Source organism: Allobosea sp., assembly GCF_030695125.1.
Classification (GTDB): Bacteria; Pseudomonadota; Alphaproteobacteria; order Rhizobiales; family Beijerinckiaceae; genus Allobosea.
Map to the genome: position 1 here is coordinate 226430 of NZ_JAUYTP010000029.1, position 14120 is coordinate 240549.

Consider the following 14120-nt stretch of genomic DNA (forward strand, 5'->3'; position numbering starts at 1 on the left):
GCCCGACACGCCGGTCGCGCTCACGGCGAAAGCCCGGCGGAGGCCCGCAGCCGCGCGGCGATCGCGTCGAGACCGGCCGACGCCGAGAACGCGCCCGTCAGCCGCCGATGCGCGCCCTGCCCCAGCACCGTCCGTCGTGCGGGGTCGGCCGCCAGCTCGGCCAGCGCGCGGGCCAGCGCGTCGATGTCGCCGGGTGGCACCAGGAGCCCCTCGAGGCCCTCCCGCACGAACTCGGGAATCCCGGCGAAGTCCGTCGCGACGATCGGCAGCGCCTGGCTCGCCGCCTCCATCACCACATTGGGCAGGCCGTCGCGGTCGCCGTCGCCGGCCTGCTTCGAGGGCAGGACGAACAGCTCGGCCTCGCGCAGCGCCGCGATGACATCGCCCTGCGCCTTCGGGCCCGCCCAGGTGATGCGGTCACTGATGCCCAGATCGGCACCGAGCGCCTGCAGCGCCTTCAGCTTCTCGCCGCCGCCGATATGCGTCAGGCGCCAGTGCAGGCCGGCGGGAAGCTGCGCCAGCGCCGCGAGCAGATCGTCGAAGCCCTTCTTCTCGACCGCGCGGCCGATGGTGACGAAGCGCACCGGGTCGGTGGGTTGGCTGCCGTCGCGGGCCGGCCGGGCCTGCGGCTCCGGAAAGCGCGCCAGCTCCAGCCCGTGATAGACCAGCGCGACCTTGTCCGGGCGGTCGGCCAGCCGCTGCAGCTCGCGATAACCGTCCTGCGTGCAGGTGACGCCCCAGGCGGCCGCCGCGATCTTCTCGCGCTTCTCCCAGTCCGGCGTCGTCCAGATGTCCTTGGCATGGGCCGAGAACGACCAGGTGATCCCGCGCAGCACCGCCGCATAAGCGATCACCGAGGCCGGCGTGTGCAGGTAATGCACATGCAGATGCGTGATCCCGGCCGGCAGTTCGTGCGCCATGACGCAGGCCTGTCCGAAGCGGCGCACCCGGTTGCGCGTGCGGTCGCGGGCGAGATCACGCAGGAAGGCCGGCAGCAGCCACAGGAAGCCCGGACGCAGCAGCGCCGACATCACGCCGCGCAGGACGCGGCCCGGCTCCTCATGCAGATACTCCGGCAGATAGCTCACCGGCGCGGTGATCTGGTTGTGCATCAGATGGCGGGCGACATCGGTCGGCCGGCGCAGCGACCAGATCGCGAAAGGCAAGCCGCGCTGCTGCAGACCCAGCAATTCCTGCGCGATGAAGGTCTCCGACAGCCGCGGATAGCCCTTCATCGCAATGGCGATGCGAGGAGTTGTCATCGCCGGCCGATCAGCATGAAGCGGGTGTAGTTCTTGGTCGGCAAGGCGCCCGCAAACAACGTCTCCGACAGCCCCGCCTGCGCCTGAAACGCTTCGAGCGAGGGCACGCAGCTCCGATGGTCGGGCTCGCGCACGTAGTCGTTGGACTGGAGCAGCATCGGCAGCCCGTGCGGCAGGGTCGACATCCAGCCGGGCACATCCACCAGATGCTCGCAGCTGGTGTTGATGACGAGGCCGGGCGCAGGCGTCTGCGCGGCGAAATCGAGCGTCGTCATGTCGGCGGTTAGCGCGCGGAAATGCCCCGAGGCCACGTGCCGGCGGTTCAGCCGCTCTGCGACCGGCGCGCAGACCGGGTCGAGATCGACGCTCACGACCGCAGGGATCGCCAGCCGCGCGTCGTCGAGAAGCAGGGCGCCGAGCACGCCATACCAGGCGCCGAGCACCCAGACCGGCCCCTGCGGCTGCGGCAGGACGTCGGCCAGCGCATCGACCAGCCAGCGCTTCGAGCCGATCTGCTTGTGGTTGAAGGCGATCCAGAGATCTTGCGGCATCCCGTCGGCGACGAGGCGCGCGAGATCGGCCACCACGCCATTGCCGGTGAGGGCTGCGACGCCGCGCAGAATGTCATAGAAGGCGTCGGGAGGCGTGTCGTGAGTCATGCCGGATCGGGAGGCGGTTTGAAGGTGGCGGGACCATATGCAAGCACGCCGGCAAAGGCCAGCGACGCGCCCGCCGGCACGCTCCTGCCCCATCTGGCGAGCCCCGCCGCAGCCCTGCGGCAGGTGCTCGCCGCCCATGCGGTGCGATCCTGCGCGCATATCGTCGAGATCGGCGGCGCCGGCCTGCCGATCACCGGCTTCCTGACCCATCGCCCCGACAGCGTGACCGTGATCGACCCCAAGATCCCGGATTTCGCCGCTGAGACTCTGAACGGCGCGCCCTGTCGCCTGCGCCACCGCGCCGCCAAGCTCCAGGAGGTCGAGATCGAGCCTCCGGGCCCCTACGCCCTGATCCTGCTCGGGCTCTCGCTCAAGCCTTTCGGGCGCAGCGGCGCGACGCCGCCACAACTGCTGGCCCTGGCGGCCGACGCGCAGGTGTTGGTGGTCGACTACGCGCTCGATCTGGAACGCGCCCAGGGACAGATCGGCGCGCTGGCCGCGACGCGCGACGCCGCGCCGACGATCGATCTGGCGTTGACGATCAACGACGAGGCGCTGCGGGCCGCCGGCTTCGACCGCCGGCGCTTCCTCGTCTTCGGTCCCGCCTGAGGCGGGACGCAGAGCCGGCACCGCCTCAGGCGCCGGAGCCGTCGGAGGGCTCGGATGGCCGCGCGACCGCCTTTTTGCGCGGCGCTCTGCGGGCCTTGGCCGGCACGGGATCGGCTGGCATCGTCTCCAGCGCCGTCACCTCGACCTCCGGTGCCAACCGGACGGTGCCGTCTCCAGCCGCGAGCCGATCGCCAGGCTCAGCGTCGGCTTCGACGGACACGGCGACGATTTCGGCTGCAACGCCCGCATCCTCATGCGTCTCGGCCAGTTCCGGCGCGCTGGCGAAGCCGACGGCGCCGAGCGGTTTCTCGCGCCCCCGGATCGCGATCTTCAGCGAGGTCGTGCCGCGATAGCTGCGGCCGCTGGCTCGGATCGTGTCCTCCGAAACGAGGATGTCGGCCAGAACACGGCGCGTCGCCAGTTCGAGTTGCGTCGCCACCGCCACGGTCTCCCCGACCGTGATGTCGCGCCGGCCGAGGCTGTCGTTCTCGACCGCGCCGGTGATCGCCTGGCCGCTGTGAATGCCGATGCCGATGCGCAGCGGCAGCGGCAGCGCCGCCCCGAACTCCCGGTTCAGCGCCTCCACCGCGCGGACGATGTCGCCAGCAGCGGCGATCGCCGTCTGCGCGCTCTTGGCCGGCGTGCCCTCGAGGCCGAACACCGCCATGAAGCCGTCGCCATAGAAGGCGTCGATGCGCCCGCCATGCGCCGCGATGGCCTGCGCCATCTCGTCGAAGAAGCGGTTGAGCAGGCCGATCAGCTCCTGCGGCAATTGCCGCGCCGACAAGGCCGAGAACGCGCGCAGATCCGCGACGAGAACCGTCAGACCGCGCTTGCCCATGCCGGTGTCGGGCGTAAGCTGGCCCGGCGTCGTCGCGCTCAGCCGCGAGGCCAGAAGGATCTGCACCTGGAGATCGTCCCGCGGCCGGATCTGGCAGGCCAGGCGAACCCGATCGGGCGCCGCGATCCGCCGCAGCAGCTTGGCTTCATTGGCCCCCGGAGCCGGAAGATCGTCGCCGCCATCCAGAACCAGCACACGGCAGGTGGCGCAGCGCGCCCGCCCGCCGCACAGGGCCGCATGGGGAATGCCGAAGCGCCGGAACATCTCCAGCACGGTCAAACCGGGCGCGAGCTTGCGGACGCCATGACCGACGAAGCGCACGGTGATCTGTCGCGTCGTCCGGACCCGGAATTCGCGAATGCCGACGAACAGGACGAAGCTGCCGACGAGGCCGTAGAACACCGTCTTCGCCCAGGTCACGTTCTGGTTGAACATGGCGATCTGGGCATCGGTCACGAATTCGGGCGCCAGCGCCATGCGGGCCGCCTCCCGCCCGCCGACGGCAAAGCCGATCAGCGACAGGACCGGGATCAGGATCGCCCCGAGCAGGAAAGGGTCCCGCCAGCGCTGGTAGCTGTCGCGCGCCCGCAGCGTGAAATGCAGGCCGATGATGCCATGCGCCCAGACCAGCAACAGCAGCAGGGTTTGCGAGGTCGCCAGGCCAGGCCAGAGACGGCGCAGAACGGCCGGGTAGCTCTCGTCGAGATGGAAGAGGCTGCCCATCACCCGCGTGCCGACGATGTGGTCGACGAGGAACAGCGGAATCGCCAGGCCCAGCCCGATCTGCAGCATCTCGCGCGCCGGCATCTTGAAGGTCCGCCGCTGCGCGACGCGCACCATCGCGAAGAACGGGTGCACGATCAGCGCGCCATAGAGCAGCACCGTCCCGAACCAGGAATGCCAGAGCCAGTATCGCCAGGACTGGACCTCCTCCATCGCCGCGACGCCGGCGATGCCCGCGGCATGATTGAGGAAATGGGTCGTGGCGAAAAACAGCAGGACCATGCCCGAGGCGAAGCGGATGTCGCGGCTCCAGGACGAAACCTGGTCCATGCCCCCGCCCATGCCGGTCCGACGCCCCCCGGCAGTCTGCTGCAGGCTCATGAGGTCACCTGGATCGTCAATGCACCTGCTCCGCACGCAGCGTGAAATCGGCCAGCCGGTAAAGCCGCGAGGCGAGGTCGCGCGACAGAGCCAGGCTGAAATCGGGGATCGTTTCGAGCAGCTCGAAGAACAGATCCTTCGGCAGCCGCAGGGCCGTGACGGCCGTCTTGGCGGTCACGGCGCCGACATAGTTCTGCCCCGTCAGCAGAGGCACGTCGCCGAGCAGGCTGCCCGAATGAAGGCTCAGCCTGCGACCATGGCCCTCGGCCGTCAGATGCTTGAGTTCGAGATCGCCCTGCAGGACGACGAAGACGCATTCGGGCTTTTCGCCCTCGGCGATGATCTGCGTGCCGGCATCGAAATGCAGCTTCTCTCCCATCAAAGCCACGAGCTTCAGGCGCGGTAGCGGCAGGGCGCGAAACAGCGGCAACTGGCGCAGACACGAAATGTCGGTTTCGAGGGTCATCGTCTCGCCTCCATCGGCTCGCGGCCGCCTCGTCCTGGGGCCGGGAAGGCGGCGGCATCGTCGGTCGCCCCGCCATCGCTCTCGAATGCCCCGCTCGGGCCATTGAAGACGATCCGCTGGGGGATGTCATCGACCAGATCGGCGTCCGCGACCAGAAGGAACAGGGTCATGCCGTCGCAATGCTCCCGCAAGCGGCGGACGATCATCTCCGGCTCGGCCGATGTCCCCAGGAAGGATCCGATGTCGAGAACCGCGACCTGCGGCGCCTTGATCAGCGCCTGCGCGAGCGGAATGGCGAGCCTCAGCCGCGTCGGCAGGAAGCGCCCGCGGATGCCGCAATCGGTGTCGAGGCCGATCCGGTAGAGATCGCCGTCGAGCCCCGCCCGCGCCAGCGCCTTGCGCACGATCATCGCCACCTTCTTGCGGGCGTCGGGAATGCCGTGACCGATGCGCCCGAACATCAGATTGTCGCGCAGGCTGGCGCCCAGCATCACCTTGCCCGTGTCGTAGAAGTCGACATCCTCCGCCGCATCGGCCGGGAGATGCAGCTTGAAGCTAACCCGCGCCCGCAGGATGCGCCGCTGCAGCCGGTCGTCGAGCAGATTGAGGCGGTGCCTGGGCTCGATATAGCCCAGCGCCAGCGCCACGAAGTCCCGCTCGGCCACGGCGTCGAAAGGCAGCCGCATGTCATGCTTGGTCAGCAGCGTCGCCAATTCGTTGAGGCGGTCGAAATCGAGCCCGGAGCCGAAGGAGTAGCGCTCGAACAGCGCATGCCCGAGCGGCAGGCCGGCGAAGATTTCGACCACGGTGGAGGCGATGCGCGAGCCGACCTCGACCAGCGGCTCGACCAGCGACTCCGCCTTCAGGATCGCATGCGCGTAGGGCTCGAACAGGAGCGTCTCATTGGCGAAACGCACGCCCCGGCGCGCACCGAAGATCAGGTTCTCGGCGATCGAGGCGTTGGTGTTGTAGCGGTCGGGATCGAAGGGCGTGATCAGGCCGGTCTGATTGCTGCGGGCGAGCTCGTCCGCCACGGCCCGGCGTGCATCGGTGATCTTCGCCTTGGCATCCTCGCTCAACACGCCGGTGACCTTCCCGTCGAGGCCCAGCTCATAGACGTCTTCGGCACAAGCCAGCACGTCGAGCACCGCCTTGACGCGTGCCGCAAGCTCCGCATCGTCGGCCACGCCGGCGCCCTCGTAGTCGGTCCAGTCGGCCTCGAAGGACAGGGGCGTATTGCCGGAGCGGATGGCCTCGACGAAGCGGCGATGCTCGGCCGGCGTGATCTTGCCGCCGGGCCGGATGCCGGGCCGGCGCCGCTTCAGCGGCAGCAGGATGTTGTCGCGGATCGTGCCCGCGATGATTTCGGTCTCGCTCCCGGCATAGCCGATCAGGTGGCTCGCCCGCTCGACCGACATGCGCGCCAGCGGCGCCCCGTCGATGAGGACCCGCCCGGAATAGTTCATCGCCTGCCGCCCGAGAATGCGACCCAGAACCTCCAGAGCCCCACCCGTCGGGCCGATCACGGCGACCACGCCCGGTCGCTCGATCCGCGCCGACAGCGGCATCAGCAGGGGCTGCCCGCGATTGTCGAGCATCTGGACGCCGTCGAGCCGGATGTCCCCGGTCGGCGGCAGGCGCACGACGCCCTCCTTCTCGTCGAGCTGGACGGTGTCGTCGGTGTTGAACTGGGCGATGACCTGTTCGTACTTGATCGAGACGTCGTTGCGCTGCTGGTCCCAGTCGATCAGCTCCTTGATCGGCGGCGGCAGGTCGCGATAGGCGGCGATCACAGCGACGAGCTGGCCGATGTCGAGGCGGCCCTGCAGCGCGAAGAACCCGCCGATCGCGTAGAAGAAGAACGGCGTGATCTGGGCCAGCAGATTGTTGAGGAACTTGACGGCGAATTTGCGCTTGAACAGCGCATAGCGGATGTCGAAGAGGCGTCCCAGCCGCCCGGCGATGTCGGATTGCACATAGATCGTCGCGCCATGGCCCTGGATCGTCGGCCCCGCATCGACGATCTCGCCGATCCGGCCTGCGAGCTGGCGCGAGGCGATCTGCCGTTCGCGACCCAGCCGCAACTGCTCGCGCCGCAGGATCGGGACGATGATCGCCTGCGCCAGCACGATCAGCAGCGCGATCGACCCGAGCCAGACGCTCTGCACCATGATGAAGGTCAGCGCGGTCAGCGCCTGGCTGAGCAGGAAGACCGGCTGGATGAAGGCGTCGCCCACGAAGCCGCCGATGGGCTCGACCTCGTCCTTGATCATGCTGGCGACCTCGGCCGGCTTGACCGCGCGGATATCCTCCGGCCGAAAGCGCATGAGCTGGCTGAACAGGTCGTATCGCATGCGCCGCAGCATGCGCTCGCCGAGAATGCCCTTGCGGACGTTGATGACGTATTTGAAGGTGCCGTTGATCAGGACGAGGAACAGGAAATAGAAGCTCAACCCGAGCAGCAGCCCGACCTGACCGACCTCGAAGCCCTCGAAAAGCTTGAAGCTGGCGCCGCCGAGGAAGGAGGGCAGGCCGAGCGTGACGTCGAGCAGCGTCGCGCTGGTCTTCCCGTCCTTGAACGCCCCGCCCTGGATGGCGTCGTTGACGATCCGCTTGGGCACGTCGAAGGACGCCCAGTAGAACGGGATCGAGGCCAGGATGATGAGCAGGACGACGATCTGCTCGCCGCGGCTCTTCTCCCAGACATAGCGGAAGAGATTGGTCTCCAACGGGGATCCTCGCCGGCGCGTCGGACCCTGCGCCCGCGTCCTGACCTGACGCTCTTATGTGTGCCAGCTTCGCGCGAAGCGCAATGTGGCGCCTCCTCCGTTCGCAGGACGGCGGCGAGCGCCTCCGACGGTCGAAGCGACCGGCTTGAGAGCGTCGACGGCCGCCGCACGGCTGGGCCCCGTTGAGGCACGGGTCCCGTTGCGCCGCTGTCATGCCGGCCGGGCAATCTCGGCTCGAATGACGCAACCCGGTCGAAACCCGTTGGCAACGCGGCCGTTTAGACGTCTAGTGGCGTCATGGTCTCATCAGGAGGCGACGAGGCGTTCCAGCGGAAACGGCTGATGGATACTCTGCGGATCAGCGATTTGCGTATCGGCTTCACGGTCCACGGGCTCGCCCGCGAGGTCGTGAAGGGCGTCAGCCTGCGCGTGCCCGCGGGCAAGACCGTGGCGCTGGTCGGCGAATCCGGCTCCGGCAAATCGGTGATCTCGCAGGCCATCATGGGGCTTCTGCCGCGGGCCGGCGCGGTCACCGGCGGCGAGATCCTGTTTCGCGACCCGCAACAATCCGATTCTCAAATCGACATCGCGCGGCTGCCGGCCGAGGGCAAGGAGATCCGCGCCCTGCGCGGCGGCCGCATGGGCATGATCTTCCAGGAGCCGATGTCCTCGCTCTCGCCGGTCCACACCATCGGCAACCAGATCGAGGAAGCGCTGCTGCTGCACCGGCCGATGTCCAAGGCGGAGGCCCGCGGCCTGATCGAGACCATGCTCGGCCGTGTCGGCTTCAAGGACCCGGCGCGCGCCTTCGGGCTCTATTCCTTCGAGCTGTCGGGCGGCCTGCGCCAGCGCGCCATGCTCGCCATGGCGCTGATCTGCCAGCCGGCTCTGCTGATCGCCGACGAGCCGACGACCGCCCTCGACGTCACCATCCAGGCCCAGGTGCTCGACCTGATGCGCGATCTCCAGGCCGAGATGGGCATGGCGATCCTGCTGATCACCCATGATCTCGGCGTCGTCGCGAACATGGCCGACGAGGTGGTGGTAATCTACCATGGCGAGATCATGGAAAGCGGCCCGGTCGAGGACATCTTCCGCCGCCCGCGCCACCCCTATCTCAAGGCCCTGCTCAAGGCCTCTCCGCATTTCGACATGGCCGAGGGCGAGCGGCTGGTCGCGCTGCGCGAGGCCAGGCCGCGCCCGCCCGCCGCGCCGCGCGCGATGGTGCCGCCGCAGCCCGGCGTCGAGGCCGCTCCGCTGCTGCGCGTGCGCGGCCTGCGCAAGGCCTATACCACCGGCTCGCGCAGCTTCTTCGGCAAGGGCACGCAAGCGACGGTGCTGGCGGTCGACGATGTCGGCTTCGACATCCAGCGCGGCGAGTGCCTCGGCCTCGTCGGCGAGAGCGGCTGCGGCAAGACCACCGTCAGCAAGATCGTGATGCGGGCCGTCACCCCCGACGCCGGCACGATCGAATTCGACGATGGCCGCGAGAAGGTCGATGTGCTCGGTCTGGAGGGCGAGGCGCTGCGCGCCTTCCGGCCGCGCGTCCAGATGATCTTCCAGGACCCGGTCTCGTCTTTGTCGCCGCGCATGACCGTGATGAACATCCTGCGCGAGCCGCTGGTCGTCCACGGCAAGGGCAGCGGCAGCGAGCAGACGGCGCGGGTCAGGGCGCTGATGGAGGATGTCGGGCTCGATACCCGCTTCCTCAACCGCTACCCGCATTCGTTTTCCGGCGGCCAGCGCCAGCGCATCGGCATCGCCCGCGCGCTCGCCCTCGATCCGGACCTGATCATCTGCGACGAGCCGGTCTCGGCGCTCGACGTCTCGGTCCAGGCCCAGATCCTCAACCTGCTCAAGGATCTGCAGGCCGAGCGCGGGCTGACCTTCCTGTTCATCTCCCACAACCTCGCCGTGGTGAACTACATGGCCGACCGGATCGCCGTGATGGCCAATGGCCGCATCGTCGAGATCGCCCCGCGGCATGCGCTGTTTGCCCGGCCGATGCACCCCTACACCCGGGCGCTGCTCAAATCGGTGCCGTTCGCCGATCTCGACCGCAAGCTCGACTTCAAGGTGGCGGCGCCCGGCGGGGCCTCCGACGCGACCCATTGGGCGCCCGCCTTCCGCCGCGATCCGCAAGGCGAGGCGCTGGCGCATCTGCCGCTCGGCGACGGCCATTTCGTGCTCGCCCGCCCGGGCGCCGATATCCGGGAAATGGCCTGATGCGGGAGACGGTTCGATGACCGCGCGACGCCTCTCGTGCCCGACCCGTCGCGGCGCGCTGTTGCTGGGCTCGGCCGCCCTGGCGGCAGCCGGTCTGCCGCGCCTTGCCCCGGCCGCCTCGACCACGCCGGCGCAGCTGATCGACAGCCCGTTCTTCGCCCGTCAGGTCGCGGCGGGCACCCTGCCGGCGGTGGCGCAGCGCGTGCCCTCCTCGCCCCGCATCGTCGATATCTCGGGCGAGGACCGGACGCCCGGCCGCCATGGCGGCACCATGCGCATGCTGATGGGCGACCAGCGCGACATCCGCATGATGACGCTCTACGGCTACACGCGCCTCGTCGGCTACGACGACAACCTCGAGATCGCCGCGGACGTGCTGGAGAGCTATGAGGTCGAGGAAGGCCGCATCTTCACCCTGCGGCTGCGGCCCGGCCATCGCTGGTCGAACGGAGCCCCGTTTACGGCGGAAGATTTTCGCTACTGGTGGGTCAATGTCGCCAACAACCGGCGGCTTTCGCCGGGCGGCCCGCCCCAGGCCCTGCTGGCGGGCGGCGAGCCGCCGGTCTTCGAGGTGCTCAGCGAAACCGCGATCCGCTACAGCTGGAGCAAGCCGAACCCGATCTTTCTACCGGCACTCGCCGGCGCGCAGCCGACCTATATCTGCATGCCATCGGGCTATCTGAAGCAGTTCCATATCGACTTCGCCGACCCGGTGACGCTGCATACGCGTGTCCGGCAGGCCCGCGTGCGCGACTGGGGTGCGCTGCATGAGCGGCTCTCGCGCATGTACCGGCCGGAGAATCCCGATCTCCCGACGCTCGACCCCTGGCGCAACATCACCCCTTTGCCGGCCGAGCAGTTCACCTTCCAGCGCAACGCCTTCTTCCACCGGATCGACCAGAACGGCCGGCAGCTGCCCTATGTCGACGAGGTCACGCTGACCATCGGCACCAGCGCGCTCGTGCCGGCCAAGGCCGCCGCCGGCGAGGCCGATCTCCAGGCCCGCTACCTGCGCTTCGACAACTATACCTTCCTGAAGGACGCCTCGAAGCGGATGAACTTCGACGTCCGGCTCTGGAAGCGGGCCGAGGGCTCCTATTTCGCGCTGATGCCCAACATGAACGCGATCGACCCGGTCTGGCGCGATCTCAACCGCGACCTGCGCTACCGCAAGGCCTTGTCGGTGGCGATCAACCGCAAGGACATCAACCACGTCATCTTCTTCGGCCTGGCCAAGGAGAGCGGCAATACCGCCTTGCCCGAAAGCCCGCTCCACAACGCGGACTTCGCGAAGCTGTGGATGCAGCACGATCCCGCCCTCGCCGACCGGCTGCTCGACGAGGCCGGCCTGGACAAGCGCGCGCGCGACGGCATCCGCTTGCTGCCGGACGGCCGCCGGCTCGAATTCACCATCGAGACCGCTGGCGAGAGCACCGAGGAGACCGACATCCTCGACCTGATCAAGCAGGACCTCTACGCCGTCGGCATCAAGATCTACCCGCGCTCGACCCAGCGCGACGTCTTCCGCCGCCGCATCACCGCCGGCCAGACCGTCATGTCGGCCTGGGCGGGCATGGATAACGGGCTGGTGGCTGCGGATATGGAGCCCGACGCCATGGCGCCGACCAGTTCGGCCCAATTCAACTGGCCGCGCTGGGGCCAGTTCCTCGAGACCGGCGGGCGCGAGGGCGAGGAGCCCGACGTTCCCGAGGTCCGCGAACTCGTGGCGCTCTATCACGCCTGGCGCACCACCGCGACGCAGAGCCAGCGCCGCCAGATCTGGCAGCGGATGCTGGAGATCAATGCCCAGCAGCTCTTTGCGATCGGCGTGGTCAACGGCACGCTGCAACCGGTCGTCGTCTCGCGCGACCTGCGCAACGTGCCGCAGAAGGGGCTCTACAGCTTCGAGCCGGGCGCCTTCTTCGGCCGTTACATGCCCGACACCTTCTGGTTCGACACCAACAAGACCGCCGGTCTCGACAAGGCCAAGGGCTGAACCATGCTGCTGAAATACATCCTCAAGCGCATCCTGGTGATGATCCCGACGCTGCTGGTCACCAGCGCGCTGATCTTCACGGTCATCAACCTGCCCGAGGGCGATTATTTCGAGACGCTGGCCGCGGAGATGCAGGCCCAGGGCGAGAAGGCCGATCTTTCGCGCATCGAGTTCCTCAAGAAGGAGTACGGCTTCGACCGGCCGGTGGCCGAGCGCTATGTCTGGTGGGTGCTCGGCCTGCTCCAGGGCGACATGGGCTATTCCTTCGAATATCAGCGTCCCGTGCGCGAGATCGTCGGCGACCGTCTGATGCTGACGATGATCGTCTCCTTCGTCACGATCATCGTCACCTGGGTCGTCGCCTTCCCGATCGGGATCTACTCGGCGACGCATCAGTACAGCTGGGGCGATTACGGCCTGACCTTCGTCGGGCTGCTGGGGCTGGCCGTGCCGCATTTCCTGCTGGCGCTGGTCTTCATGTATTTTGCCAATGTCTGGTTCGGCACCTCGATCGGCGGCCTCGTCGATCCGCAATATCTCAACCAGCCGATGAGCTGGGCCAAGGCGGGCTCCGTGCTGGAGCATCTCTGGATTCCCGTGATCATCATCGGCGCCGGCGGCACGGCGGGCATGATCCGCGCGGTGCGCGCCAACCTGCTCGACGAACTGCAGAAGCAGTATTACGTCACCGCCCGCGCCAAGGGGCTGCCGCCCGGCAAGGCGCTGCGCAAATACCCGCTGCGCATGTCGCTGAACTTCTTCGTCTCCGACATCGGCGACATCCTGCCCTCGATCGTCTCGGGCGCCGAGATCGTCGCCATCGTCCTCTCGCTGCAGACGACCGGGCCGCTGCTGATCCGCGCCCTGCAGAGCCAGGACATGTATCTCGCCGGTTCGTTCCTGATGTTCCTGTCTTTCCTGACTGTGATCGGCGTGCTGATCTCGGACATCGCGCTCGCGATCCTCGACCCGCGCATCCGCCTGCAGGGGGCGGCGACCAAGTGAGCCCGATCGCACAAACGAGCCCGCTCTCGCCCTCGACCTTGCCGCCCGAAGGCGCGCCCCTGCCGCACACGGCCTCGACCGCGCCCTTCGAGCCCAATGCGGTCGAGACGATGACGCCAGCGCAGGAGCGGATCTACCTCGCCTCGCAATGGCAGCTGATGTGGTGGAAGTTCCGCAAGCACAAGCTCGCGGTCATCTCCGGCTTCGTCATCCTGGTGATCTATGCCATGGCGGCCTTCGCCGAGTTCCTGGCGCCCTATCACTATACGACGCGCAACACCGACTTCATCCGGGCGCCGCGGCAGGAGGTCCATCTCTTCCACGAAGGCCGCTTCCTCGGCCCCTTCGTCTATCCCTACACGCAGCGCCTCAACATGGAGAACCTGAAGCGCGAATACGACGTCGATCGGACCCGCCCGCAGCCACTGCGCTTCTTCTGCAAGGGCGACGACTACCTGTTCTGGGGGATGATCCCCGGCAACCGTCGTCTCGTCTGCGCGCCGGAGGACGGCACGCTCTTCCTGCTCGGCACGGATCGCCTGGGCCGCGACATGCTCTCGCGCATCCTCTATGGCGGGCGCATCTCGCTCTCGATCGGCCTGCTCGGCGTCTTCGTCTCCTTCGTCCTCGGCGTCATTATCGGCGGGATCGCCGGCTATTACGGCGGCAAGGTCGATCTCGTGGTCCAGCGCCTGATCGAAATCGTCCAGTCGCTACCGCATATCCCGCTCTGGCTGGCGCTCGCCGCGATCATGCCGCCCTCCTGGAGCCCGCTGCTGGTCTATTTCGGCATCACCGTCATCCTCGGCCTGATGGACTGGACCGGGCTGGCGCGCGCGGTGCGCTCGAAACTGCTGTCGCTGCGCGAGGAGGATTATGTCGTCGCCGCCCAGCTGATGGGGGCCAAGCCCGCCCGGATCATCGGCCTGCATCTGGTGCCGGGCTTCATGAGCCATCTCATCGCCTCGGCGACGATCACCATCCCCAAGACCATCCTCGGCGAAACGGCGCTGAGCTTCCTGGGGCTGGGCCTGCGGCCGCCGATCACGAGCTGGGGCGTGATGCTCAACGAGGCGCAGAACATCAACGTCGTGGCGCTCTACCCCTGGCTGCTCTATCCGGTCGTGCCCGTCATCCTGATCATCCTGGCCTTCAACTTCCTCGGCGACGGCCTGCGCGACGCAGCCGACCCCTATCGCTGAGGCCCGACCTTTTTATTGAGC

General features: G+C 68.0%; 10 protein-coding genes. 5 read left to right on the top strand and 5 right to left on the bottom strand.

The window, feature by feature from the left end; all coding sequences use genetic code 11:
* Positions 1-20: 20 nt before the first annotated feature.
* Both Q8S38_RS09495 and Q8S38_RS09500 read right to left on the bottom strand, forming a co-directional pair.
* Positions 21-1262, bottom strand: a complete 1242-nt coding sequence (locus Q8S38_RS09495) for a glycosyltransferase (RefSeq protein ID WP_305680173.1) — start codon at positions 1260-1262, stop codon at positions 21-23.
* Positions 1259-1921: a class I SAM-dependent methyltransferase gene (locus Q8S38_RS09500; protein ID WP_305680174.1), complete on the bottom strand. Its 663-nt coding sequence runs from the start codon at positions 1919-1921 to the stop codon at positions 1259-1261. The genes Q8S38_RS09495 and Q8S38_RS09500 overlap by 4 nt, the downstream gene beginning before the upstream one ends.
* Before the next feature lie 24 nt (positions 1922-1945).
* Between Q8S38_RS09500 and Q8S38_RS09505 the strand changes: the two genes are divergently transcribed.
* A complete protein-coding gene (locus Q8S38_RS09505) occupies positions 1946-2530 on the top strand; it encodes a hypothetical protein (protein WP_305680175.1) in 585 nt (194 codons plus the stop codon).
* A 25-nt stretch (positions 2531-2555) separates the two neighbouring features.
* Here Q8S38_RS09505 and Q8S38_RS09510 read toward each other — a convergent pair whose 3' ends face one another.
* From Q8S38_RS09510 to Q8S38_RS09520, 3 genes are read right to left on the bottom strand one after another with little or no spacing between them, the layout of a single operon-like run.
* A complete protein-coding gene (locus Q8S38_RS09510; protein ID WP_305680176.1) occupies positions 2556-4475 on the bottom strand; it encodes an adenylate/guanylate cyclase domain-containing protein in 1920 nt (639 codons plus the stop codon).
* 16 nt (positions 4476-4491) lie between these two features.
* Positions 4492-4941, bottom strand: coding sequence for a cyclic nucleotide-binding domain-containing protein (locus Q8S38_RS09515; protein WP_305680177.1), 450 nt, complete (start codon positions 4939-4941; stop codon positions 4492-4494).
* A complete protein-coding gene (locus Q8S38_RS09520) occupies positions 4938-7670 on the bottom strand; it encodes an ABC transporter transmembrane domain-containing protein (RefSeq protein ID WP_305680178.1) in 2733 nt (910 codons plus the stop codon). The genes Q8S38_RS09515 and Q8S38_RS09520 overlap by 4 nt, the downstream gene beginning before the upstream one ends.
* A gap of 342 nt (positions 7671-8012) precedes the next feature.
* On the opposite strand from Q8S38_RS09520, the gene Q8S38_RS09525 reads away from it, so the two are divergent.
* From Q8S38_RS09525 to Q8S38_RS09540, 4 genes are read left to right on the top strand one after another with little or no spacing between them, the layout of a single operon-like run.
* Entirely contained in the window at positions 8013-9896 is a 1884-nt protein-coding gene (locus tag Q8S38_RS09525) for an ABC transporter ATP-binding protein (RefSeq protein WP_305680179.1), read from the top strand.
* A 16-nt stretch (positions 9897-9912) separates the two neighbouring features.
* Entirely contained in the window at positions 9913-11892 is a 1980-nt protein-coding gene (locus tag Q8S38_RS09530) for an ABC transporter substrate-binding protein (RefSeq protein WP_305680180.1), read from the top strand.
* 6 nt (positions 11893-11898) lie between these two features.
* A complete protein-coding gene (locus Q8S38_RS09535) occupies positions 11899-12897 on the top strand; it encodes an ABC transporter permease (RefSeq protein WP_305680506.1) in 999 nt (332 codons plus the stop codon).
* A gap of 5 nt (positions 12898-12902) precedes the next feature.
* Positions 12903-14099: an ABC transporter permease gene (locus Q8S38_RS09540; RefSeq protein ID WP_305680507.1), complete on the top strand. Its 1197-nt coding sequence runs from the start codon at positions 12903-12905 to the stop codon at positions 14097-14099.
* Positions 14100-14120 lie beyond the last annotated feature (21 nt).